A 24602-nucleotide genomic window follows, 5' to 3' on the forward strand; every position below is an offset into this window, starting at 1 on the left:
GCCTGATCGGTGAGAAGGTTTTAACTTGCAGCTTGCGGCTTGAAGCTTGAAACTACCTTTATGACCCGCATCGATTTTTACCTGCTCTCCAGCGACCAGCCGCAAACGCGGCTGGCGTATGCCTGCCGCCTGGCGCACAAGGCCTGGCAGAAAGGGCACCGCGTTTACCTGCACTGCGCGTCCGAGCAAATGTGTCAGGAGCTGGACGCACTCTTGTGGTCGTTTCGGCGTGATGCCTTTGTGCCTCACGTCATCCTTGGCGAGGGCCCGGAGGAAGCAGTGAGTTGCGGCAATGGCGAGCAGCCGGGCAGTCACGCCGACCTGCTGATCAACCTGTCAGAACAGACGCCTGGCTTTTTCAGCCGTTTTCAGCGCATGGCGGAAATTGTCGTCGAAGATGACAGCGTGCGCTTGCCGGCGCGCGAGCGCTTCCGTTTTTACCGGGAGCGGGGCTATCCTCTACACTCCCATCAAATACGGACAGCGGGATGACCCATGAAGCAGCGCGACCCTTCGGAGCCCTCACGACTGCTGGAAGACCTGGAATCCATCCGCACCCTGCTTGATGAGCATCCCGAGCCTGAGGTGGGTGACGACGGCCAACTCGACATCCCGCTGCTGCAGGACGTCATCCTCAACCCTGACGAGCCGCCGCTGAGCGCCGTCGGACACCCTGCCCCGCCGCTGACCAGCGGTATGGCCAGCAGATCACCCAACCCGTTTCTGCCCTACGCTTCACTGGCCAAACTGGCCGAAGAGCGCATGCAGCTGGACCAGATCATGGCCCAGCAGAGCCCCCTCTCTGCCGTCCCCAGCTCGCCGCGCGAAGCTCGCCTGGAAGCACGCCTGCAGGCCGAGGCACAGTTGCTGCTGCAGGAGGTCATCGACGATCTGATGCCGACCATCGAAGACGAGCTGCGCAAGCGCATGCAGGGCAAGCTGCAGCAACTGGTGCGTGAACAGCTGAAATAACCCCTGCGGGCTGGGCCATCCCCCCTCCTGACCGCTATAATGGCGGTTTTCTCTGCGCCTACTTCGCCTGCGGCCACTCGAGCCGCGCGACCGCGCTGATCGCCCATCGTCAACCGGATAGCCAGCACACCCATGGACAAGACTTACCAGCCCCACGCCATCGAAACTTCCTGGTACCAGACCTGGGAGCAGAACAACTACTTTGCCCCCCAGGGCTCGGGCGAGTCCTACACCATTGCCCTGCCGCCGCCGAACGTCACCGGCAGCCTGCACATGGGCCACGGCTTCAACAACGCGATCATGGATGCGCTGATCCGCTTCCGCCGCATGCAGGGTCGCAACACCCTGTGGCAACCGGGCACCGACCACGCCGGTATCGCCACCCAGATGGTGGTCGAGCGCCAACTGGCCGCACAGGGCGTCAACCGCCACGACCTGGGCCGCGAGAAGTTTCTCGAAAAAGTCTGGGAATGGAAGGAAGAGTCCGGCGGAAACATTACTCGCCAGATTCGTCGTCTGGGCAGCTCGGTCGACTGGAGCCGCGAGCGCTTCACCATGGACGACGGCCTGTCAGAGGCGGTCAAGGAAGCCTTCGTGCGCCTGCATGAGGACGGTCTGATCTACCGCGGCAAGCGCCTGGTCAACTGGGACCCGAAACTGCACACCGCGATTTCCGATCTGGAAGTAGAGAACCACGACGAGCAGGGCTCGCTGTGGAACCTGCGCTACCCGCTGGCTGACGGCGCCACCACCGCCGACGGCAAGGATTATCTGATCGTTGCCACCACGCGCCCGGAAACCATGCTGGGTGACAGCGCGGTGGCAGTAAACCCGGAAGACGAGCGTTATCAGGCGCTGATTGGCAAGTTCGTCGAGCTGCCGCTGGTCGGCCGCCGCATCCCGATCATTGCCGATGATTACTGCGACCCGGAGTTCGGCACCGGCTGCGTGAAGATGACCCCGGCCCACGACTTCAACGACTACGAAGTCGGCAAGCGCCACAGCCTGCCGCTGATCAACGTCCTCGACCAGAACGCCGCCGTCCTGGCCCGCGCCCAGGTGTTCAACATCGACGGCAGCGTCAACAACGAGATCGACGCCACCCTGCCCGAGGCCTACGCCGGCATGGACCGCTTCGAGGCGCGCAAGAAGATCGTCGAGGACTTCGACGCCCTCGGCCTGCTCGAAAAGATCGAACCCCATGCGCTCAAGGTGCCCAAGGGCGACCGCTCCGGCGTGGTCATCGAGCCGTGGCTGACCGACCAGTGGTACGTCTCCACCAAGCCGCTGGCCGAGCCGGCGATTGCTGCGGTTGAAGACGGCCGCATCCAGTTCGTGCCCAAGCAATACGAAAACATGTACTTCAGCTGGATGCGCGACATTCAGGACTGGTGTATCTCCCGTCAGCTGTGGTGGGGCCACCGCATCCCGGCCTGGTACGACGAAGCCGGTAACGTCTACGTTGGCCGCGATGAAGAAGAAGCCTATCGCAAGGCGCTGGAAAGCAACGACCGCGAAGCAGAAGCAGAGCTGCCAACCTTGGAGGAGCTCAAGAATGCCGCCGTCTCCTGCGGCCTGGGTGTACTGCGCCAGGATGAAGACGTGCTCGACACCTGGTTCAGCTCGGGCCTGTGGACCTTCTCCACCCTCGGCTGGCCGGAACAGACCGAAGCGCTGAAAACCTTCCACCCGACCGACGTGCTGGTGACCGGCTTCGACATCATCTTCTTCTGGGTCGCGCGCATGATCATGCTGACCATGCACCTGATGAAGCATGACGACGGCACCGCGCAGATCCCGTTCAAGACGGTCTACGTGCACGGTCTGGTGCGCGACGGTCAGGGCCAGAAGATGTCCAAGTCCAAGGGCAACGTGCTCGACCCGCTGGACATCATCGACGGCATCGACCTCGAATCACTGGTACAGAAACGCACCAGCGGCATGATGCAGCCCAAGCTGGCGGCCAAGATAGAAAAGCAGACCCGCGCCGAATTCCCGGACGGTATCGCCGCCTACGGTACCGACGCGCTGCGCTTCACCAACTGCTCGCTGGCCTCCACCGGCCGTGACATCAAGTTCGACATGGGCCGCGTCGAGGGCTACCGCAACTTCTGCAACAAGATCTGGAACGCCGCGCGTTACGTGATGATGCAGTGTGAAGACAAGGACTGCGGCGCCGCTGGCGAAACCGTCGAGCTGACCCTGGCTGACCGCTGGATCATCTCCCAGCTGCAGCGCACTGAAGCCGAAGTCACCCGTCAGCTGGACCAGTTCCGCTTCGACCTGGCCGCCAACGCACTCTATGAGTTCATCTGGAACCAGTACTGCGACTGGTATCTGGAACTGTCCAAGCCGGTGCTGTGGGACGAAAATGCTCCGGCCGAGCGCCAGCGCGGTACCCGCCGCACCCTGGTTCGGGTACTGGAAACCGCGCTGCGTCTGGCGCACCCGTTCATGCCCTTCATCACCGAAGAGATCTGGCAGCGCATCGCGCCCATGGCCGGCAAGCAGGGTGACACCATCATGCTGCAACCCTGGCCGGTTGCCGCCGAGGACCGCATCGACAGCGCCGCCGAGGGCGACATCGAGTGGCTCAAGGCGCTGATTCTGGGCGTGCGTAACATCCGCGGCGAAATGAACGTGGCTCCGGGCAAGGCACTGGATGTGCTGCTGCGCAAGACCACCGCCGAAGACCTGCGTCGTCTGGGCGACAACGAGACCTTCCTGAAGAAACTGGCCAAGCTGGAGTCGATCCGCGTCCTTGGCGACGACGAGGAGGCGCCTCTGGCCGCCACCGCGCTAGTCGGTGAGCTGGAAGTGCTGGTCCCCATGGCCGGTCTGATCGACAAGACTGCCGAGCTGGCGCGCCTGGACAAGGAAATCGGCCGCCTGGAAGGCGAAGTCAAGCGCGTAGGCGGCAAGCTGTCCAACCCGGGCTTTGTCGACAAGGCACCGCCGGCAGTGATCGACAAGGAGCGCGCCAAGCTGGCCGAGGCAGAAAAGGCACTGACCCAGCTGAGCGAGCAGCGCGCTCATATCGCCAGCCTGTAAGCGCGGGGCAAGCGCATGGGCGTGGACCTGGGGATAGTACTCGCACTGCTGCTGGCCAGCGTGGTGCTGTTTATCCTCAACAAACCACGGATGGATGTGGTTGCCCTGCTGGTCATCCTCGCCCTGCCGCTCAGCGGCATCCTCACTCTGGAGGAGACCCTGAGCGGCTTCAGCGACCCCAGCGTGCTGCTGATCGCAGCGCTGTTCGTGATCGGTCAGGGCCTGGTCAGTACCGGCATCGCCTACCAGTTGGGCGACTGGATCATCCAGCGCTCGGGCAACAGCGAAACCCGCCTGTTGATTCTGCTGATGCTGACCGTCGCCGGCCTCGGTGCGGTCATGAGTTCCACCGGCGTGGTCGCCATTTTCATCCCCATCGTGCTGAGCATTGCCAATCGTCTGGGCAGCTCGCCCGCGCGCCTGCTGATGCCGATGAGTGTCGCCGGCCTGACCAGCGGCATGCTGACGCTGGTCGCGACCGCTCCCAACATGGTGGTGCACAGTGAGCTGGTGCGCAGCGGTGATGACGGTTTCGGTTTTTTCAGCATCACCCCCATCGGCTTGACCGTATTGGCAGTCGGCATCGGCTACATGCTGCTGACCCGGCGCTGGCTGGATCGCCGCCCAGCAGGCAAGCCGGCGCCGCCAAGACAAACCATGGCGGCCCTGGCAGCGCGCTACCGCCTGACCGACCGTGAGCGGCGCTTGCGTGTGCGGCCTGATTCCCCACTGGCCAACCAGCCGTTGAATGCACTGTCGCTGCGTTCCGAATACGGCATCAATGTCATTGCACTGGAGCGCCCGCAACGGCTTCGCACCCTGCTGCTGGTCGCCACCGGCAACAACATGGTGCAGGCCGGGGATATCCTGCTGGTCGATCTGGCCAGCCCGGCGATTGCGCTGGTCGGCGTCTATCAGCAACTGGGTCTGCAAGCCGAGCCGCTGAGTGACTCCTACTACAACCGCCACGCCCATCAGCTGGGGCTAGCCGAGGTGACGCTGCCGCCGGAGTCTGCGCTGCTGGGCAAGACCGTGCAGGGGCTGGGCTTTCGCAGCGAATATCAGCTCAACGTGGTCGGCCTGCGGCGTCAGGGTCAGGCGCTGGATGGCCTGCTGATCGACGAGCGCCTGAAATCCAGCGATACCCTGCTGGTCGCCGGCAGCTGGAAGGCCATCAACCGCCTGCACGGCCTGAACCGAGATGTGCTGCTGCTCAGCGTGCCGGCGGAGGTGGACGAAGTCGCCCCGACCAAACGCAAGGCGCCCTACGCCCTGCTGAGTCTCGGCGTGATGATCGCGCTGATGGTCAGCGGCGTGGTCCCCAACCTGCTCGCGGCACTGATCGGCTGCCTGCTGATGGGCGCGTTTCGCTGTATCGACATGGACAGCGCCTGGCGCTCCATCCACTGGCCCAGCCTGCTGCTGATCGTCGGCATGCTGCCCTTTGCCCTGGCCCTGCAGAAAACCGGCGGTATCGACCTGGCCGTCAACGGCCTGCTGCAGCTGCTCGGCGAGGCCGGGCCACGCGCCCTGATCGCCGCGCTGTTTGCCCTGACGGCGGTGATCGGCCTGTTTATCTCCAACACGGCTACCGCCGTACTCATGGCCCCGGTGGCCATCGCAACCGCGCAGGCGCTGGACATGTCCCCCATGCCGTTCGCCATCACCGTTGCGGTAGCCGCCTCCGCCGCTTTCATGACGCCGGTATCCTCACCGGTCAACACCCTGGTGCTGGCCCCCGGCGGCTACCGATTCATCGATTTTGTGCGCGTTGGTGTGCCACTGACGCTGCTGGTCATGATGACCAGCGTGATATTGATACCCTGGCTATTTCCGCTCTAGCCGCGGATTTGCTAACGTTCGGCCTCTGACGCCGGCCAGCCTGGAAAGCCCTTATGCCCATCGACAACAGCATCGTTCACCAGATACACAAGAAGCCCGACGGCCAACCCGCCAGCCTGACCCTGCGCGAGGCCGAGCTGGCCAGCTCGCAGGCGCTGGAGCAACTGCTGGCCGGCTTGATCGAGGCCTACAACAGCAAGCCCAACAAGGCCTGGGGCTATTTCCATGAGGAAAGCGGCGCCTACCCGTTCAGCGGCTGGCTGCAGCAGCTGATCGACCAGGAGCTGGACTTTGTCCGCTTCTCCACTCAGGCCACCGAGCACCTGAAGACCTTGATGGAAGGCTCCAACCTGGCCCTCGGCGGACACGTGCTGTTCATCCGCTACCGCCAGGGCATGACTGCGTTTCTGGTCATCGCGCTGCTGCACCACACCGAGGGCGTCACCGTGACCGACGAGCTGGACGTGGCCGCTGCCCGCCACCTGGACCTGTCCAGCCTCAATATGGCCGCGCGCATCAACCTGACCGAGTGGAAACAGAACGCCAGTGCGAAGAACTACATTTCCTTTATTCGCGGGCGCAGCGGCAAGCGGGTATCGGACTACTTCCGCGACTTTATCGGTTGTGTGGAAGGGGCCAATCCTGAGGAAGAAACCAACACGCTGCTACAGGCCTTCAGCGATTACGTCGGCGAGGCGTCGCTGGAACCCGAGCTGGTGAAGGACAAGGCCAAGGCCATGAGCAGCTACGTGAACAGCCAGACCCGCGCCGGTGAGCAGGTGGCGCTGGAGGAGCTGTCAGGCGTGCTGGATGAAGAACACCCCCGCGCCTTCTACGACTATATCCGCAACAAGGATTACGGTCTTAACCCGGAGATGCCGGCCGACAAGCGGGCGATCAACAACTTCCTGCGCTACTACGGCAAGGCCGACGGGCTGTCGATCAGCTTTGAGTCGCACCTGCTCGGCGAGCGCGTGGAGTACGACGAGAGTGAAGACGCACTGGTCATCCGTCACCCGCCCAAAGGGCTGGTACAGCAACTGCGCAACAAGCGGCGCTGAGCACAGGTCAGAGGCCTGTCGGCCCGCCCAGAACGCGGGCCGCTAGCCTCAATGTTCCAGCATGAAGGTGCTGTATTCCAGCTTCTGCAGTGCACCGTTCAGGCGCACCAGACCGGCCAGTACACAGACAATCAACGATACGGTGAAGCCGTAGCCGAAGAAGGTCGGCCCGAGATAGAGGGTTAGCAGGGTCAGCACTGTGTTCAGCAGCACAAACAGCAGGCACAGCTCCAGGGCAATGCGCCGCTTGTCCAGATAGAAGAACACGTTCAGCAGCGCCATGAACACCACCTGCACACTCACCCCGATCAGATCCACGTAGAACAGCGGCAGGTAGTGCTGAGAAATGCCCAACCGGTCTAGCAGCATGGGCGCGCCGAGAAACAGCAGCAGCACGGTCAGCCCCTGCACCTTGCAGATCTCCTGCAGGCCTTGACGAATCGACAGGGTCATCTCGTTCTTCAGCTGACGGATGTGCTGCAGTGTCTCGCCCTCACGCACGGCGCGGAACAGGCGGTCATACCACTCGGCAAAGTCGGTTTCGATACGTACCAGAAACACCGCCATACCAGGGATGATCGACAGGTAGGCAAGAAAGATCGGCAGGTCGTAGATCAGCGAGGCGCGCAGCGGGCCAATAACCTGCTCAGAGGTACCCGGGTTAGCCCAGAACAGAAACTTGTCGATCCAGATACCCAGGTTGTAGAAAAAGCCGGTCAGCAGCAGGCTGACAAAGACCTTGCGGCGCTGGAAAAACTCAAAGGCCACCAGACGCTCGGACGGATACTGGCGCAGCACATCAAACAGGAAGATGAACAACAGCAGCGCGTGGCCAATCAACAGCGCCAGCAACAGCCCTTCCATGCCGACATTACGCAGAAAAAAAGCGCTGGCAATCATGCCCGCATAGCCCAGCAGCATGACCACCAGGATGCGGTTATAGGCCTTCATGCCGGAGAGGAAGACAATCACCAGCCAGAGGTTGCACAGGGTGACGAAGTTGGCCAGCATCAGCACGCGATAAACGAACGACTGGTCAAACAGAACAACCATCACCAGGGTGCCAAGCAAGCCGGCAAACAGCGTCACCATCAGCAGGATACCCAGCAGGTTGGGCGTGATGGCATCCATCCGCTGCTCAAACAGGCGGTCGGACACAAACCGGGTGAAGAACAGCTGCAACCCGCCGGTGACAATCAACGAGGTTGCCATCAGATAGGTGACGCTGACCAGAAACTGCCGCACCAGCAGATCCGGCACCACAAAGCCGATACTCATGACGCCGATCAGCATCACGCTGATGATCGACAGCACCCAGGGCCCGGAGCTGATCAGCCCGGCGTACAGGTAGGCGCGCAGCGTGGCGCTGTAGCTGTCCTTGGCGAGAATCCGCCGCAGTTCAAATCCGATACCGGCCATCTGCTCCTAACCCTCTCCGATCGCGTCGCGATACAGCCGCGAGTAACGCGCAAACATCAATTCATCACTGTAGCGCTGTTGCACCCGCTGCTCGCCGGCCCGTTGCGCTGCGTGCCAGCGCTCGGGGTCCTGCAGCAGGCGCTGGATGGCCATGGCGGTCGCCTGCGGGTCGGCAATCGGCACCACTTCACCCGCCATGCCCAGCGCGCGGTCCTGCTCGCCAACCCCCTCGATCAGCTCGCGACAGGAGCCCACATCCGTACTGACCACCGGCGTGCCGGCGCACCAGGCCTCTAGAATGACCAGCGGCTGAGCCTCGCTGATTGAGGTCAACACCATCACACCCAGCTGCGGCATGATCTCGCGAATATTGCAAAAGCCCAGAAAGTGCACCTGGCCGGTCAAACCCAGGCTGCTGACCAGGCTGTGACACTCCTGCGCGTACCCCGGGTCTTCGTCTTCCGGACCGACAATCCAGGCTTCGAACTCGGGGATGTCGCTGACCACCGAGCGCACTGCGCGCAAGAAGGTTTTGACGTCCTTGATCGGCACCACGCGGCCAATCAGGCCGGCAACCGGCGCGATGCCCTCGCCGCGCTGTGCCCGCACCCGTTGCCAGTCGCTCAGAGCAATACCGTTGGGAATGACCTGAGTCAGCGCCGCCTCCGCGCCATCGCGAATCTGACGGGCGCGATTGCCCTCGTACAGCGAGATGATCGGGTCGGCGTTCTGATAGGCCAACAGCCCGGCGCGCTCGAAGTAGCGAATCCACAGGGTACGGATATAACCACTGCTGGCCGCCAGGCCGCTGATTTCGGCTTCTTCGCTCTTGCCCGCGACCCAGGCTGCCTGCGCCAGGTCGATCTTGCGCTCTTTGGTGTAGATACCGTGCTCGGTCAGGATGAAGGGACACTGCCAGTAGCCCTTGAGTAGCGCCCCGAGCAACCCGGCATAGCCAGTCGACACGGCGTGCACGGCACGCGCTCGCGGCAGGCTGGCCAGCAACTCGGTCAACATGATCAATGGCGCCTGCATGGTGCGCAGGGTCCAGAAATAATCAATGAACGAGGGGTCGCTGCAATGCTCCAGATAGCCCTGGCTCAGCACTTGCCAACTGGCTTCACTGCGCAGCAGCTGAGCACTGGTGATACGGCCCGCGGCCAGTTGCTGCAGCAACTGTTGACCCTGCTCCGGGCTGGGCGCCTCCGGGTGCTGAAAATAGCGGTACAGGCTTTCCAGCGCGTCGCGGTCGCCGACCGGCGGCGTATCATCCGGCCGCGCCGGGTAACGCCAGGCATCGGAGACGAACACTTCCTGCAGGTGCACCACATTGGGCGGCACCTCGTAGTGACGCTTGGGATAGGCGCTGCGCTCGCCGCCGATAAACACCACGGAAAAGCGCACATCCGGCAGCCCCAGCAGCATCTGATGTACCCAGCTGGACACACCACCGCGTACGTACGGCCAGGTTCCTTCCAGCAGCAGACAGATGTCTGCCTGTGGTGCACTCATAACCAATACCCCACCGTCGCGGCCAAGGGCGGCTTGGCCTGCAACGCGGGAGGAATACGCTGCAGTTGCACGACCACCTCGCGATAGCGATGTTCAAGAAAGGCAACCTCTGCCAGCAGTGGCGCCAGCCGCGCCGGCCCGACGCCGAGATCAGCGGCCTGCTGCAGATAACGGCGTGCCTCCAGGCTCTGGCGGCGCGCGATCTGGACACGTCCTGCCAGCACGGCCAGCTCCCCGCTGGGCTCTGCGTTCAGCGCAGCGTCAGCATGCTCCAGCGCCTGCTGCAGCACGTGGCGCAATACACCTCCCTGAGCCAGCCCCAGATAGGCCAGCTCCCAATACCAACTTGCCAGGGCCGCGCGGGTACCCGACGACGGACTCTCGGCCTGCAGTTCCAGCAGGCGCTCGATCTGCTGGTTGATGTGGTTTTCACGCTGATCCAGCATCGAGTAGGCCAACAGGCGAACATCGTCCTCCGGATCACGCAGCGCCAGCTTGAGTACCGGTACCGCTTCGTTACCGGGCATGGTCCGAGTGGCCAGCAACGCTGCGAGGCGGCGCTCGGAGTCACCAGCCAGTTGCAGCACGTCCTGCAGACCACCATCGTTGAACAGGGGGGACTGCCATTGATCTACCGCGCGATAGGGCAAGCTCGGCATACGCGTCAACTGCCAGCCCTGCTCACGCTCGCGGCGCGGCAGATAGAGACCGGGGAACACTCCGGCGATGGTACCGACGGCGCCGACCACCGGGATAAAGAAGATCAGGCTGAACAGCAGCAACGGCGACCAGGGCAAAGGAAAGCGGTAACGCCGGGGCAACACCAGCCAGAGCGCAGCCGCCAGCATCAACGAGGCAATGGCATGCGGAACGACATACAGATACAGCCCCTCGATCAGCGACGGGTTGCTCAGCAGTCCTCCCCAGCTCCCCAGCTCAAAGGCCAGGGCGCCGCTAAATAGCCACTTGCTGGTCATTCAGACCACACTCCTTGTAGAGGAAGTCGGCCAGCGCGCTGTCACTCTGCTGCTGGCGAATCTCGAAGTTGTGGACGACCACGCCCAGCTCGCTGAGAGTGGATGCGTTTTCAAAGCGCTCCTGCACCATGCGGTCGAGTCGCTGACGGTAACCGCGACTGCCATCCTGATCGGTCAGTGGCATCAGCACCAGCAGGCCTTCGCCGCCATTGGCGCGCGGTACCAATACCTGCAGATCCAGGCCACGCTGGCTTTCCACCAGCAGCTTCTGCAGCTTTTCACTGTCTGCCGGCAACTCGACAAAGGCCAGGCTGCCCGGCAGATCATGTTCGGCAGCATCTCGCCGGGCGCGGCGCAGTTGCTGGGAGAACCGGCGCGCTTCGGCATCATCCGGGCGCAACAGCTGCCGTGGCGTCTGCAACAGGTCGGCCATATGGCCACCCAGCAGCGCCAGCAGCGTAAAGGTGCGTTCGTTGAAGGCAAAGAAAGGCATGCTGTGCACAGCCACCACGGCGAGTACCTGTCCATCCACCGAGAGCAGCGGTATACAGGCCTGCAGGGCCGACACCTGTTCCTCGCGGCCGGTCTCCAGATAGCTGTCGCGCACACTGACCACCTCGCCGCGCTGCAAGCACAGCGTCAGCAGCAGGTCGTCGGCAGGCACCTGGCCGGGCTCGCCCACCTCGGCCAGCGACCGTTGCAACTGCGCCTCACCGTCCTGTACGGCAAACAGGGCCGCAGCGTTGAACGAACCATACTGTCCCAGCACGCCCAGCAACGAGGGTGCCATTTGGGCCAGCAGGTCGCCTTCGGACTTGTCCTGCAATTGGCGACGCAGCAACAACAGGGTACTGCGCAGGCTGGTATCGCTGCCGGCGACACGCTGCTCCAGACGTTCATGGGAGCTGCGCAGCACATGGTAGGCGCGGGTAAATTCGTCGAGGCGGTACTGACGGTATTCGTTGGCCGTTTGCAGGCGCTCCAGACGGCGCCCCCAGAGGTCACGGAACTCGCCCACCACCATGCTGGAGACCAGCACCCCGACGATAAAGGAGCCGGGCAACTGCACGTAGCCGGGCGTGCCCAATCGGTGCAGCACAAGGGCAGCCAACACCAGCAGAGCCGCACTGCAAGCGCCCTGCAGGAAGCCATAGCGCACAGCCAGCAGCAAGGGCGCCAGAATCGGCCAGGGGAAGCCCTGCAGAAACAGCGGGTCCGCCGGGTGCAGCCAATAGCAAAGCCCCAGCACCAGCGCCGTCAGCAACGGCGTTTCCAGCCACGCCCAGCGGCGATTGCCGATGGCGATGAGGCTGTAGTCCTTGTGCACCGAGTTCTTGAACATTAGTCGATCCGCAGGTCACCGATCAGGGTATTGAGTACCTTCTGTGCCGAGCCGGCCAGGCTTTCACGCGACCAGCCGGCGCGGGCGCCGCTGTTGCTCCACAGCACCTGTCCGGTGCGCGCATCCAGCACGCGCAAGCTCAGGCCCACGGCGGGTTCACCGTCCAGACCATTCTTGTACTGCCACTCCTCGACGCTGCCGCTGACGAGGTAGTCAAAGCTCTGGCCCTGGGCCCACTGCAGGGCCTGCTCATAGCGCTTGCGATCATCCAGCACCAGCAGATCCTGGTCCTCTACGTGGGGATAAACCCGCGGCTGGATGCCCTCTTCCGAGAGCACGCTGAGCAGGATCTGCTCGCTGCGCTCGCCAGCCTGCGGCGTCTGTGAATAGTTGACCATCGGCAGCAGGCCCCAGCTGGCGGACGCCGGAAAGCTCGGGCCGTTGTTGCCGGAGAAGGTGCTGCAGGCGGAGACGGCCAGCAAGGTCGCCGCCAGTGTCATACCCTTGAGAATACGCATGTTGTGCTCCTTTGTTGTGCCTTCAGCGACCGAAGCGGCTGCTGTAGGAAATCGTTGCGGTACCGCCCGCCTCGCCGTCACCGCCGACCGGCTCCGACTGGTAGCCCGCGGTAAACGCCAGTTCATCATCACCAAACACCTCAATACCAATACCGGCATTGATGGCAAAATTCATGCTCTGGTCTTCCCAGTCCCAACCGGTCGAGGTATCCAGCAACCAGGTGTACTGGCCCCGGTTGCGGTTGATCAGTCCCGGCATGCCACGACGCAGCTGACTGCCGATATAGATCCGCCCGACGCGCTCAGGCAGCAGTTGATCGACCGTGACATCGTTCTGCCGCACCGCGCCGCCGTTGGCCACCAGCAGAGAATCCAGCGGCTCGCCGCTGAGGCTGTTGCGCTGATACTCGATGCCGCTGCGCAGAATCCAGGTGGGTCCCTCAAAGAACTGGATCTGGCTGAACTCCAGGTTCAGCTGCTGCCCGGAGCCGATATCAACACCCGAGCGGGTCTCGAACTCACGCTGGGCGACCTGCCAGCTCAACTGGTCACGCGCGCTGAAGGCGTGGCTGGCTCGCAGCCAGAGTGCGCTTTCCTGTCCGAGCGCGCGCATCAGACCCGTCTCGCGGCTTTCTCGCTGCCAGTCGGCGCCCACTTCCACCTCGTTGCCGCCTTCACTCCAGCGCCTGGCGATGCCGGCGCCGGTGCGGTTATCATCCTGTCGGTCGCTGTGGTCCAGCGTCACCGACAGGTCGCCGTTGCCCAGCTGGCGCTCGGCGCGCAGCAGCAGGTTCTGCTCGGACCCGAGCACACTGCTGTCGAGCAGCGAGGAGTCATAGGTCACCCGGCCGCCATCGGCACGCAGGTACCAGTTCTCGCCAATAAAGCGCGCGATGCTGAGCTGCGGGCCACGGGTCTTCAGGCCGCCAAAGTCTTCCTGCCCCCAGCTGACACGCACGCCCTGCGGGTAGCGCTCAAGAAAGGCAACCGACTGTCGCCACAACTGGCGGCGCACAGCCAGCGGCTGCTCATCGCCGAGCGAGGACAGCGCCTGGGCCATGGCCTGATTGTCGTCACCCAGACGCTCCTGCGCGGCAACCCGGTGGGCGTCATCAACCTGCGGGTTGACCAGCAGCGCGGCCAGCGCCTCGCGATTGTTGGTGCGCAGCGCTTCCTGAATGCGCTGATAGCCCTCTTCACGCAGCCCGCGTGCACGGCCCCAGGCCAGCCAGGCGTCCTTTTGCGCTTCCTGATTGATGCTGTCCAGCCGTGCCAGCTGCGCGGCATACCACAGCTGCAGCATGCCGACCGAGCCATCGTGCCAACGCTGCAGCCCGGCCAGCGCCTGGCGGGGTGAGCCACCGGCGGTCATCAGACGCGTCCAGATCTGGCGTTCGGTAAAGGGCGCCCGTTCGGTCTCGGCAAAGCGCAGGCGGTTGAGCAGGCGTGAACGCAGCTGCAGCGCGGCCGCCTCTCTGCCGCTCGCCTCAAGTGCGTCGGCGTAGGCCGCCAGCGCCAGCGTGTCCTCGGGTTGTTCGCGCAGGTGGCGATTGAACCATTGCAGCGCCTGAGTATTGCGCGAGAGCAGTTGATTGGCCGCGCCCATGGGCAGCCACATGACCGGCACCGATTGCGCTTCGCCCTCCCACTGACGCAGGGCACGGGCCAGCTTGGTCCGGTCAGCACTGTCGACAAACAGCCAGAGGATCCGTGCGCGCAGCAGGCTGTTGCGCGGCTGGCGCGACAGCCCCTGCAGGTACAACCGCTCTGCTTCGGCAAACTGCCCGGCGCGCTCGGCCAGCAAACCGCGCGCCAACAGCACCGGCATCAGATTGGCGCTTGCCGGCTGCTGCATCGCCTCGGCCACCAGCGTTTCCATCAACTCCCAGTCCTGCTGTTCTTCGGCCAGTTGCAGGGCATCGGTCAGGTAGCGGGTATCGCCCGTGCGCCGCCAGTTTGCTACCTGAATCCGCAGCGCCAACGCCGGGTCGCGTTGCCGGTACATATCAACCAGCTGCGCCTGCTCGCTTTGCAGCAGCACGGCGCCCTGCGCCAACAGCGCCTCGTAGCTGGCCAGTACCGCGTCGTCGCGCTCCAGCTCCCAGGCCAGCGCAGCGCGCAGGCGCCAGTAATCCGGGCTGAGCTGATCGAGCGGTGCCACGTCCAGCACCTGCCAGGCCTGCTCAGGCTGATACAGATTCCAGAGCACCTCGGCCCAACTCATGCGTTCAGTGATCGTCAGCTGGTGACGCCCGGCAAATTGCGGCCAGGTATCGGCTTCGCGTTGCAGCAGCTCGCGGTTATGCAGGTTCTGCACCAGACGGGTCCAGGCCAGACGCTGGCTGGAAGCGCGCTGCAGATAGCCGCGCAGCCAGTTCTCCGCCATGGCCGGCGTGCCGCGCTGCTCATGGGCATAGACCAGTGCGTCAAGCTCCTCATCGCTGAGGCGGCGGGAGGCTGCCGTGGCGCCGAGCAGCTGTATGCCGCGGTTGTAATCAAACAGCTGGAACGCCAGACGCCACGCTTTGTCGCGCGCTTCGGCATCCGCCGCCATATCCAGATAGGCCACCCAGTAGTCCAGCGCCGCTTCGGGCTGGCCGCGCCACTGCCCCAGCTGAGCCATTTGCCGCAGCAGCTCGGCGCTGGGCGGTGACTGCGCCAACAGGTCTTTGCCCACCTCCCAGGCCGTAGCCGTGTCGCCTGCCGCCAGCGCCATGTCGAATCGTGCTTGCAGGGCAGCCACGCTATCGGGCTCAGCCCGACGCCAGTGCTCTGCCAGGCGCGTTGCCAGGTCATAGCGCATCGCGCCCTGCGCTGTCTGTACGCTGCGCAGCCACCAGTCGTCGCCCAAGGTGCTCAAGCTGCCGCTGTCGAGCAGTTGCACCGCATAGACACTGGCTGCCTGAGCCTGATCGGCAGCCAGCAGACCGTTATAGGCCAGCAATGCAAATTGGCGCCGCCCCTCAACAGTGCGTGCTTGCTCGGCCAGTTGCTGGTAGATGACGGCGGCATCGGCGGGCTGCTCCGCAGCCAGATACCAACGTGCGGCGGCCAACTGGTGCGCTTGCTGATCAGGCCCTTCGACCTGCGCCATCGCCAGGTGCAGATCTGCGGCGCGTCCCGGCAGACCAAGCGCCAGCGCCAGGTCTGCCAGCTGGATTTGCTGCGCGGGAGTCAGCCCGGCCAGATCGAACTCGGCCAGCCGCTGACGTGCACTCAGAATCGCCTGCTCGTCACGGCGCACAGTGGCCATGCGGCCATCGAGCACCAGGTTGTAGAAGCGCCGAGCCTGCTCATCACCGCCCTGCCAGTCACCCAGATGCTTCAGCGCACGCGAGAACTCGCCGCGCGAGATCAGCATCTCAACCAATTCCGAGCGCAGCTCGATATTGTCAGGCTCAGCCGCCAATAGCAGCTCGGCGTAGCCCACCGACACCGCGTCGGTCTCGCCCTGGGGCATAAAGGCGTCCTTGTTCTGATACGTCAGCACCAGAACCACCAGCACCAGCAAAATAGCCAGCCCCATGGCCCATGGCCGGAACAGCGGGGTCGACTCAGCGGCAGGCGAGTACTGCATCGCTCACCTCCTGACGCTCAAGGTTGAACTCCAGCAGGTCGCCACGGCGCTGCCCCTCATAACGACGCCCGGCAGCAGACAAGCTGCAATTGCCGGCATAGCGCACGGCAAAGCGCAGGGCGAACTGGCCGGCCATGGATAGCCGCACCTCACGCTCGCCACGATATTCCCACGCCTGCAACGGCACATTGGCGTACTCCAGCGCCGGCGCTGTGTCGCGCGTCGCCTGCAACGCCAGCACCGCGCGGTCGTTGCTCAGATGCACATAGCGCCCCTGCGGCAGATCACGAACGCCGGCCACACCCTCGGAATTGAGCAAGTCCGGCCAGCCGAGCCGTGGGTCCAGACGCACGGTGCGCAGCCCTTGCAGGGAGCGCAACTGCCAGCGGCCGTCGGTGCGGCGCGCCATGCTCCCTTCATAGAGGCCGCGCACACGACGCAGATAGTCCCCCATCCAGAGCGAAATGGGCTGCTGGCGTTGCATCGCGGTGTACACGTCGTCCATCGCCTTGATCGACGCCTGCTTGGTGCCGGAATAGAAGTGGTAGTACAGATTCAGACCGCGCAGACGCCGGGGCGAGTCGGTCAGTTCAAAGGTATCGAGCACCCGCTCGAACCCGTAGAAGGGGCCGGTCCAGAGATTGGTATACAGGTTTTCGTTGATGATCGGCGCGTAGATCTGCAGACCGCCCGAGGTCGGTCACAGCAAGGGGTAGAGTCCGGTCAACGAGGGGTTGGCACGGGTGATAAAGGTCTCAGCACCGTTGACGTTAGCCATACCCGCCGCGTACGCCATGCCAATCGCCTCTGCACTGGGCAAGGCCTCTCCCGACCAGAAGATCAAGCGTACCTGCTTACCCGCCGGCAGCAGCTCACGCTGGATGTAGTCACGCGAGCCGACAATTTCCCGCTCAAGGTTCATGGTCGGGTAATTGGGGATCGCCATGTTCATCCCGTACTCGGCAGTGAAGCCTTCGCGTTGGCTGGCTTTTTCCGGCTCCCAGAAGAACGGATGGCTGAAGGTATGGGTTGCCGGCTCGACCTTGGGGTCGGCAAAGATGCGCCGGGCAATCGGCTCCAGGCGCTTGGTGAGATAGGGGTACATGCCTTGGGGCCCCACCTCGCCTTCGACCACCGAGACCGAGGTCAGAAAGTCATGGGCGCGGATAAAGTCCTGCAGCACCACCTCACCGGAATAGGGTGTGCCCGGTATCTCGGCGCGGGAGGCAAAGCCATCACCGTCGATATGCACCGTGGCGATGCGGCGGCCGTTTTCAGTGGTGACGTCCAGGGCCGGCAGCGGTGGCAGTTGCAGGCTGTCCTGCAAGAAGCGGAACGGGTCCAGCATCCAGCGACGTCCAGAGGCCGACTCCTGAAACAGGTAGGGTGCCAGCGCATAGCCGCCCCAGTCTGCCGTGGCCACCGGTGTCAGCAGATTGCTCTGCTCGTCCTGCACCTGCAGCGCCGGCTTCAGCAGCCTGTTGTCGGCAGACAGGGCCAGCAGATCACGCGCGCGCAGTCGCAGCGGTGCTTCAAAACTGCCAACCAGCGCGGCATCCACCTGTTTGAGGCTGACCTCGCGCGGCTCGTAGGCCAGGCGACGCAGTCCCAGACGGGCAAGCAGGCGCGCGTCGTCTACCGGCATGCCGCCAAAGAACGCGATGCGCGTCCCCTCATTCAGCCGCGCCTGTAGAAAACGCCGGAACTGACCGGCCTGCGCTGGTGCACCGCTGGTCATCCACACCACGACGCCCGCGTAGAGCTCGTCAAAACGACGCTCGGGCAAGTGGCCGTCAACGGCAAAATAGTCGACACGATAGCCTAGGTATTCAAGCAAGCCGCCCAGCAGTACATGACCGGGCGAGCGGGTTAACTCACCTTCACGGGGGTCATACAGCAGAGCAATACGGCGCGGCACCACTTCCAGCGTGCCGACACCCAGAGAGTCCAGCTCCGGCGTTGTGATGACCGGCAGATAGCCCTGCTGCTGCAGCCGCTGACTCAGCTCGCGGGCCTGCGCACGCTGCTCCGGCGGCAGGTACTCAATCGCCACGACGAGCGTCCCGGCATCGAGCAGCGGCTTGAGCTGGCCATCAAGCCAGGCGCGATCACTTTCCGAAACCCGACCGTATCGGTCCTGGGCCTGATCCCAGCTGGCTTCAAGCGACTCCACCGCAACCGCAGCCGGCGCAAAGCCCAGTTCCGGCAGTGCCTCAAAACCACGATTGAAGAACAGCTGAAGATCCGGATAGTCGGTATGCAAGCGTTGCAACAGCGCGACCAGCCCCTGCTGCTGCGCCGGGCGCCGCTCCTCCGGCAGGCGCATGAAGCTGTCCAGGGTGTCCAGAAACAGGCCGCTATACCCCTGACTGCGCAGGCGCGCGGCCCGCTCAAGCAGGTGCTGCTGCCAATCCGGACTGGCCAGGTCTGCTATATCGCTCTGCCACTCGTGATTACGCTCGCCGCTCGACAGGCGCGCCGCATCTGCCGAGGCTTCATCCTCAGGAGACAGCTCACCAACAGACAGATAGGCAAAGGGGACGGCGCCCTGGGCGTGCAGAAAGGCAACCTGATCGGGCTGGACATGCCCAGGCTCCAGCACAACCCAATCGTATTGGGCCAGCTCGGGCAACGGCGGTTCGGCGGCATACCAGAAAGCCACCGACCCGGGCCCGGTTGAGGCCTGTGCTGATGCCATGCAAAGCAGCCCAGAGAGGGTGAGCATCAGCGAACAGCACACCGTTCGGAGACGCAAAATTCCACGCGACAACAGCACCAAATTGTCTCCTAACCTGACGTCACTGTGTGAGTTTGGGAGTCAGCCTGGCGACGACAAAGAACGCATCCGTGGCAGGCGTCGCACAGCAAATCCAAATGATATTAAAGCGACACCATAACAAAACGATGACATATTCTCAATGCGCAACGCTAGAAAGTCAATAAAATGGCTTGATAAGGCACTCATATGCCCCCTCTGGCAAGGGGGCGCGCGCCGGGAGGGGACAGATCTGTCAGGGTTTGATGCGGTAGCCGGTGCGGAATATCCAGCTGATGACCAGCAGGCACAGCGTCAGGAACACCAGGGTCATGCCAACACTCACGCCAATGTGCACATCCGCCGCGCCATAGAAGCTCCAGCGAAAGCCGCTGATCAGATACACCACCGGATTGAACAGCGTAACGGTCTGCCAAAACGGCGGCAGCATGGTGATGGAGTAAAAGCTGCCGCCCAGAAAGGCCAGCGGGGTGACGATCATCAGCGGAATGATCTGCAGCTTCTCGAAGCCGTCCGCCCAGACCCCGATAATAAAGCCGAACAGACTGAAGGTGATGGCGGTCAGCAGCAGAAAACCCAACATCCAGACCGGGTGCTGAATCTCATAGTCGACAAAGATCCGCGCCGTCAGCAATACCAGCAGGCCGAGCAACACCGACTTGGTGGCAGCTGCCCCCACGTAGCCGACCACAATCTCGAACGGCGACACCGGCGCAGACAGGATTTCGTAAATGGTGCCGGTGAAACGCGGCATGTAGATACCGAAGGAAGCATTGGAAATACTTTCGTTCAGCAGCATCAGCATGATCAGCCCGGGGATGATAAATGCCCCGTAGCTGACGCCGTCTACCTCGGTCATGCGGGTGCCGATGGCCGCGCCGAAGACGATGAAATACAGCGACGTGGAGATCACTGGCGAGGCGATGCTCTGCAGCCGGGTGCGCAGCATGCGCGCCATTTCGGCCAGGTAGATTGCCTTGACTCCTTGCAGGCTCATGCGGCACCTCCCAGTGTCGACGCCTGTTGCGGTTGTTCGCGACTGTGCACCAGCCCGACAAAGATGTCCTCCAGCGAGCTCTGACTTGAACGCAGGTCCCGCACCTCAATTCCCAACTGATCCACACTACGCAACAGCTCGGCGATACCGCTCTGCTCGGCTTTGGCATCGAAGGTGTACACCAGCGCGTAGCCCTGCTCCTCCAGCGTCAGCGGATACTCCGCCAGCGCCGCCGGGATGGCCGGCAATGGCTGCTGCAACTGCAGCGTCAGCTGCCGGGTACCGAGCTGCTGCATCAGGCTGTGCTTGTCTTCGGTGAGGATCAGCTCGCCCTGACGGATCACGCCAATGCGATCCGCCATTTCTTCGGCTTCCTCGATATAGTGCGTGGTCAGAATGATGGTGACCCCGCGCTGCTGCAGGCGGCGCACCATATTCCACATATCCCGGCGCAGCGCCACATCGACCCCCGCGGTGGGCTCGTCGAGAAACAACACCTCCGGTTCGTGCGCCAGGGCCTTGGCAATCAGCACTCGACGCTTCATGCCGCCGGACAGATCCATGATCCGCTCATTGCGCTTGTCCCACAGCGACAGCTCACGCAGGATCTGCTCCAGCAGCGCATCATTGCGCGGCTTGCCAAACAAACCGCGACTGAGACGCACGGTAGCCCAGACGCTGTCGAACATGTTGTTGGTCAGCTCCTGCGGCACCAGGCCAATGCGCTGACGGGCCTGACGATAGTCGCGGCGGTTATCGAACCCGTCGACCAGCACTTGCCCGCCGGTCGGGTTCACCAGCCCGCATACGATGCTGATCAGCGTGGTCTTGCCAGCACCGTTGGGCCCAAGGAGCGCGAAGATTTCACCACGTCGGATCTGCAGGCTAACCCCCTTGAGCGCCTGAAAACCACTGGCGTAGGTTTTGGTCAGGTTGTCCACCGCAATAATGCTGTCCACGCCGTCTCTACCCCTGTCTGCTCGATCACCCGTTGTGCAGCGGTACAACTGACCGCGCTTGAATTGCAATAGCGACCCTACACCAGATTGACGACGAGGCGAAGCCAGACGACAGTTAGTCACTCCCCCTTGCGAGCACACCCCATGAAAATCTACGGTGATCACCGCTCCGGCAATTGCTACAAGCTGGAGCTGCTGTGCGCCCTGCTTGACCTGGACTATGAATGGCAAACGGTGGACATCATGCGCGGCGACACTCGCACGCCCGACTTCCTGGCCCGCAACCCCAACGCCAAGGTGCCGCTGCTGGAACTGGACGACGGCCGCTGCCTGGCCGAGTCCAATGCCATCTTGCTGTTCCTCGCCGAGGGCAGCCGACTCGTTCCGACGGAGCCATTCAGCCGCGCCCGGATGCTTCAGTGGCTGTTCTTTGAGCAGTACAGCCACGAACCCTATATCGCCGTGGCGCGTTTTATCGCGCTTTACCTTGGCCTGCCAGAGGAGCGCCGAGCCGACTACCTGAGCAAACAGGCAGGTGGCTACAACGCGCTGGACGTGATGGAAACACAGCTGCAAAGCAGCCCCTATCTGGTTGCAGACGAGCCCAGCCTGGCCGATATCGCACTCTACGCCTACACCCACGTTGCCGCCGACGGCGGCTTTGAGCTGACAGGCTACCCTGCCATCACCGCCTGGCTGCGGCGCATCGAAAGCCTGCCTGGCTACCAGCCCATGAAGGCCTGAACCTCAGCCGTCCTGCTGCGTCCGGTTGCGGCGCACCCGGATGTTGAGCAGCTCGACCACTACCGAGAAGGCCATCGCAAAGTAGATATAGCCCTTGGGCACATGCACATCCAGCCCCTCGGCCATCAGCGTCAGGCCGATCATCATCAGGAACGACAGCGCCAGCATCTTGATGCTGGGGTGGCGGTCAACAAAGTCGCCGATGGACTTGGCGGCGAACAGCATCACCGCGACCGCGCCGAGGATAGCAATCACCATCACCGACAGGTGGTCCACCAGCCCGACGGCAGTAATCACCGAATCGAGGGAAAATACGATATCCAGCAGAGCGATCTGCACCACGATACCGACCATGCCATTGCGCGCAGCCGCCGCCATTGAGGCCTCGGCCTCCGCCGGCGCCTCCAGACTCAGATGAATCTCGTGGGTCGCCTTGCCCAGCAGGAACAAGCCGCCGAGAATCAGCACCAGATCGCGTCCGGAAATATCCTGTCCCAGCACACTGAACCAGGGCTCGACCAGCCCGATAATCCAGGCCAGCGAAAACAGCAGAGCCAGCCGCGTCAGCATGGCAAAGCCGATACCCAGCCGGCGCGCCAGTTCACGCTGCTGCGGCGGCAGGCGGCCAACCAGAATAGAAATGAAGATGATGTTATCGATGCCGAGCACAATTTCGAGCGCCAGCAAGGTCGCCAACGCCACCCAGGCTTCGGGCAGGAAGATCCAGTCAAACATGGCAGGGGGTCCTGAGGAAGAAACGGTCGAGCTGACCGCTTGCGCAGATTAACGCAGCGCCATCAGGCTGGCGAGAGGGACGCAATCCAATAGAGTGTTGCAAGACGCGTCAGTGGCCAACGCCGGCCACTGACGCGGCTAGACTCATGCCGCGCGAATACGGAAGCCGAAGCGCGGGAAGTGCACGTGTACCAGGCCGGCACGCTCATCTTCACGGGCGATAATGATTTCCTCGGCGCCCTCGTACAGCAGAGTGCCCGCCACCTCATCGGTGCCGTAGTCGACCGCATTGACGATCACCGCCTGACCTGCGGCCAAGCCCGTCGGGCTGCTGATGGCATCGGTCGGCAGCGCCGCCGGTGTGGCCTCGCGGGCAATCCGAATCGCTTCGTCGGCGCTGAGCTCGGCATGCGAGCCGTGACCGATGTCGCGCACGCGCTGCATCCAGGCACGTACCGCCGGATAGGGCTCAAGGGCATCGGCTACCGCGCGGTTGGAAGCAACGAACCAGAGCGCGTGATAGTGGGAAAAGTCGGCGATGCTTGGCTGGCTGCCCAGCAGGAAGTCGCCATCGCGCTCCAGTTGGGTTTCCAGACGTGACAGCAGCGCCGGCCACTGGCCCAGCGCCACCTCGGTATCCAGACGGCTGGCCGTCCCACCACTGAACAACTTCTGACGATCGGCCACAAAGCCCTTGATTACCTGCTCGGGCATGCCGGCAAAGCGCTCGGCCAGACCCTTGGGCTGGAAGTTGATCGCCACGGCGTGCTGGAACAGCACCTGGTCGGCGAACTGCGCCAGGCTGGCAGCGGCCGCCTCCTGGCCCTCGGGAAACAGCGCCGGCGCTGCCTTTTCCTGCTCCAGACGGCGCGCGATCAGCGCGGTGTCGCAGTAAATGTCAGCCCCCACCTGCAGCACCGGTGTACGCCGGTAGCCACCGGTCAGCGCCGTCAGATCGGGCTTGGGCATCACCGGCGGAATCATCACCGAATGCCAGGACAGGCCCTTGAAGCCCAGCAGCAAGCGAGCTTTTTCGGCAAAGGGGGATTGCGGGTAGTGATGCAGAATCAGGTCGGTCATGACAGCTCTCCGGCGAAATGAACCGCCACTGTAGACCGCCCATACGGAGGCTGGCTAGCCCTTCGGGCCGACTGATAAGTCACCATCGGGCTGATCTATCAGGCACTCCTTGGCTTTGCGCGTCAGCGCCTTGATCGCCCTCTCCTGTCGCAAGGCATCGCCATGACCGGCGCAGCTACGACGCCACACCAGCGCCGCCGCCGGACTGCGATTGAAGAAGCGCGCGCCCTTGCCGCTCTGATGCTGAAGAAAGCGCCGCTCAGGGTCCACACTGATGCCGGTATACAGGTGGCCATTCTCGGCACGCACCATGTAAACCCACCAGATACGCTCAACCGCAGACAAGGTAGACTCTTCAACAGACATACGCAGACAGACTCAGCGCAAAGGGATACCGGATGTTCATTCAGATTTTCAGCACGGGCGGCACTATCGACAAGGTCTATTTCGACGCGCTCAGCGAGTTCCAGATCGGCGACCCCATGGCTGCAGACATCCTGCAGCAAGCGCGCGTCGGCTTTGAGTACCAAATCGAGTCACTGACACGCAAGGACAGTCTTGAACTGACCGACGCCGACCGCGATCTGATGCACGCCAGCGTCGCAGCCTGCCCCTATGAGCACATTCTGATTACCCACGGAACCGATACCATGACGGTCACTGGGGCGGCGCTGGCGGATATCGAGGACAAGGTTATCGTACTCACCGGCGCGATGCAGCCGGCACGCTTTCGCGATACCGACGCCAGCTTCAACCTGGGCCTCGCCATCGGCGCCCTCAACTGCCTGCCCCACGGCGTCTACGTCGCCATGAGCGGCAAGGTGTTCCCGGTTGACCAGGTACGCAAGAATCGGCTGGCCGGGCGGTTTGAAGCGCAGTAGCAGCGGCAAGCCACAAGCCACAAGCCACAAGCCACAAGCCACATCAGATTGTGCTTTGGTTCGGCTTGTGCGCTTGTACCAACGTCCTTTACTGCTATCCAGGGCCTTGGGCTTACCGTCAACATCCGCCCTGCTCGGCCTTTTTGCTTGCAGCTTGAA

At 63.1% G+C, this 24602-nt stretch carries 18 protein-coding genes and 1 pseudogene; 7 read left to right on the forward strand and 12 right to left on the reverse strand.

The window, feature by feature from the left end; all coding sequences use genetic code 11:
- Positions 1–60: 60 nt before the first annotated feature.
- The 5 genes from CNQ84_RS01815 (at position 61) to yejK (ending at position 6926) form a co-directional block, all read left to right on the forward strand.
- The gene (locus tag CNQ84_RS01815) at positions 61–492 is read left to right on the forward strand and encodes a DNA polymerase III subunit chi (RefSeq protein WP_096003202.1); all 432 of its coding nucleotides are present in this window, start codon (positions 61–63) and stop codon (positions 490–492) included.
- 3 nt (positions 493–495) lie between these two features.
- Entirely contained in the window at positions 496–972 is a 477-nt protein-coding gene (locus CNQ84_RS01820; protein WP_096003203.1) for a hypothetical protein, read from the forward strand.
- 132 nt (positions 973–1104) lie between these two features.
- Positions 1105–4023, forward strand: a complete 2919-nt coding sequence (locus CNQ84_RS01825; RefSeq protein ID WP_096003204.1) for a valine--tRNA ligase — start codon at positions 1105–1107, stop codon at positions 4021–4023.
- 15 nt (positions 4024–4038) lie between these two features.
- Positions 4039–5865 (forward strand): SLC13 family permease, encoded by a 1827-nt coding sequence (locus CNQ84_RS01830; protein WP_096003205.1) that lies wholly within the window; start codon positions 4039–4041, stop codon positions 5863–5865.
- Between the two features lie 53 nt (positions 5866–5918).
- Complete coding sequence (gene yejK, locus CNQ84_RS01835) at positions 5919–6926, forward strand: nucleoid-associated protein YejK (RefSeq protein WP_096003206.1); 1008 nt, start codon at positions 5919–5921, stop codon at positions 6924–6926.
- Between the two features lie 48 nt (positions 6927–6974).
- Here the strand turns inward: yejK and pelG are convergent, their stop codons facing one another.
- The 9 genes and pseudogenes from pelG to CNQ84_RS01880 all read right to left on the reverse strand — a co-directional run bounded on the left by pelG (position 6975) and on the right by CNQ84_RS01880 (position 20994).
- Entirely contained in the window at positions 6975–8345 is a 1371-nt protein-coding gene (gene pelG / locus CNQ84_RS01840; RefSeq protein ID WP_096003207.1) for an exopolysaccharide Pel transporter PelG, read from the reverse strand.
- A 6-nt stretch (positions 8346–8351) separates the two neighbouring features.
- On the reverse strand, positions 8352–9857 hold the full coding sequence (gene pelF / locus CNQ84_RS01845) for a GT4 family glycosyltransferase PelF (protein ID WP_096003208.1): 1506 nt from the start codon (positions 9855–9857) through the stop codon (positions 8352–8354).
- Positions 9854–10834 carry a tetratricopeptide repeat protein gene (locus CNQ84_RS01850; RefSeq protein ID WP_096003209.1) on the reverse strand — a complete coding sequence of 327 codons (981 nt, stop codon included), beginning with the start codon at positions 10832–10834 and terminating at the stop codon, positions 9854–9856. The genes pelF and CNQ84_RS01850 overlap by 4 nt, the downstream gene beginning before the upstream one ends.
- Complete coding sequence (locus tag CNQ84_RS01855; protein ID WP_096003210.1) at positions 10812–12176, reverse strand: PelD GGDEF domain-containing protein; 1365 nt, start codon at positions 12174–12176, stop codon at positions 10812–10814. The genes CNQ84_RS01850 and CNQ84_RS01855 overlap by 23 nt, the downstream gene beginning before the upstream one ends.
- A complete protein-coding gene (locus CNQ84_RS01860; protein WP_096003211.1) occupies positions 12176–12694 on the reverse strand; it encodes a penicillin-binding protein activator LpoB in 519 nt (172 codons plus the stop codon). Before CNQ84_RS01860 ends, CNQ84_RS01855 begins: the two co-directional genes overlap by 1 nt.
- A 22-nt stretch (positions 12695–12716) precedes the next feature.
- On the reverse strand, positions 12717–16271 hold the full coding sequence (locus CNQ84_RS01865) for a tetratricopeptide repeat protein (RefSeq protein WP_096003212.1): 3555 nt from the start codon (positions 16269–16271) through the stop codon (positions 12717–12719).
- Positions 16249–18996, reverse strand: a pseudogene (locus tag CNQ84_RS01870) (bifunctional glycoside hydrolase/polysaccharide deacetylase family protein). The gene CNQ84_RS01865 and the pseudogene CNQ84_RS01870 overlap by 23 nt, the downstream one beginning before the upstream one ends.
- Positions 18997–19282: 286 nt before the next feature.
- Positions 19283–20044, reverse strand: coding sequence for an ABC transporter permease (locus CNQ84_RS01875; protein WP_096003213.1), 762 nt, complete (start codon positions 20042–20044; stop codon positions 19283–19285).
- Positions 20041–20994: an ABC transporter ATP-binding protein gene (locus CNQ84_RS01880; RefSeq protein WP_407920681.1), complete on the reverse strand. Its 954-nt coding sequence runs from the start codon at positions 20992–20994 to the stop codon at positions 20041–20043. The genes CNQ84_RS01875 and CNQ84_RS01880 overlap by 4 nt, the downstream gene beginning before the upstream one ends.
- Positions 20995–21147: 153 nt before the next feature.
- On the opposite strand from CNQ84_RS01880, the gene CNQ84_RS01885 reads away from it, so the two are divergent.
- Positions 21148–21747, forward strand: a complete 600-nt coding sequence (locus tag CNQ84_RS01885) for a glutathione S-transferase family protein (RefSeq protein ID WP_096003215.1) — start codon at positions 21148–21150, stop codon at positions 21745–21747.
- A 3-nt stretch (positions 21748–21750) separates the two neighbouring features.
- Here CNQ84_RS01885 and CNQ84_RS01890 read toward each other — a convergent pair whose 3' ends face one another.
- The 3 genes from CNQ84_RS01890 to CNQ84_RS01900 all read right to left on the reverse strand — a co-directional run bounded on the left by CNQ84_RS01890 (position 21751) and on the right by CNQ84_RS01900 (position 23928).
- Positions 21751–22482, reverse strand: coding sequence for a TerC family protein (locus CNQ84_RS01890; RefSeq protein ID WP_096003216.1), 732 nt, complete (start codon positions 22480–22482; stop codon positions 21751–21753).
- A gap of 144 nt (positions 22483–22626) precedes the next feature.
- Complete coding sequence (locus CNQ84_RS01895) at positions 22627–23562, reverse strand: glutathione S-transferase family protein (RefSeq protein WP_096003217.1); 936 nt, start codon at positions 23560–23562, stop codon at positions 22627–22629.
- A 54-nt stretch (positions 23563–23616) separates the two neighbouring features.
- On the reverse strand, positions 23617–23928 hold the full coding sequence (locus CNQ84_RS01900) for a GIY-YIG nuclease family protein (protein ID WP_096003218.1): 312 nt from the start codon (positions 23926–23928) through the stop codon (positions 23617–23619).
- Between the two features lie 32 nt (positions 23929–23960).
- Here CNQ84_RS01900 and CNQ84_RS01905 point away from each other — a divergent pair, with 32 nt between their 5' ends.
- On the forward strand, positions 23961–24443 hold the full coding sequence (locus CNQ84_RS01905; protein WP_096003219.1) for an asparaginase domain-containing protein: 483 nt from the start codon (positions 23961–23963) through the stop codon (positions 24441–24443).
- Positions 24444–24602 lie beyond the last annotated feature (159 nt).

Source organism: Pseudomonas abyssi (genome assembly GCF_002307495.1).
Taxonomy (GTDB): Bacteria; Pseudomonadota; Gammaproteobacteria; order Pseudomonadales; family Pseudomonadaceae; genus Halopseudomonas; species Halopseudomonas abyssi.